This window comes from Pseudomonas sp. MF06569, assembly GCF_059862735.1.
Genome location: NZ_JCBCUZ010000087.1, coordinates 1 through 592 on the forward strand (window position 1 = coordinate 1; position 592 = coordinate 592).

General features: G+C 60.5%; 1 protein-coding gene. It reads right to left on the bottom strand.

Annotated features, from left to right (window positions below):
* A partial coding sequence (locus AC19YQ_RS25000; protein WP_500596189.1) for a transporter substrate-binding domain-containing protein occupies nt 1-592 on the bottom strand: 592 nt, incomplete at both ends.

The following is a 592-nucleotide window of genomic DNA, read 5'->3' on the forward strand; positions in this document are numbered from 1 at the left end:
CCGGCAATGGCTTCAGTCACCTTGGCACTCCACTGCGGATCGCCCTTTTCAATCGCCACCACGTTGGGTTCTGCGTAAAGCGCGGGGCCAGCGATCTTGAAGCGCGGATCCTGGGCAATCCGCTCACGGGCTGTGATCAGATTGGTGACCATCGCATCCAGACGCACCCCGCTGCCCAAGGCCAGGTCCTGGAACGCCACGGTTTCATTGTCGTACGGAGCAATCTGGACATTCTCGAACGGGTAGCTCAGCGGCTTGTCTTCGGCGCCTTCAATCACCAGGTCCTTGTTCAGATAGGCTTCATAGGTGGACGCGCTGATCACGCCCACTTTTTTCCCGGACAAGTCCTTGCCTTCAACGATGGGGTTGTCCTTGGCGTTCACCACGATCACTGCCGGCGACTGGTAATACTCGACCGGAAAGTCGAACACCTCAGCCCGGGCCTTGCTCGGGGTCATCGAGCACACGCAGATGTCGTAACGCCCGCTCCAGCGGCCTGCGGCGATCACATCCCAGGACGGTGTTTCCAGCTTGAGCTTGACCCCCAGGCGCTGCGCCACGGCCTTGGCGACGTCAACGTCAAAGCCGTCCA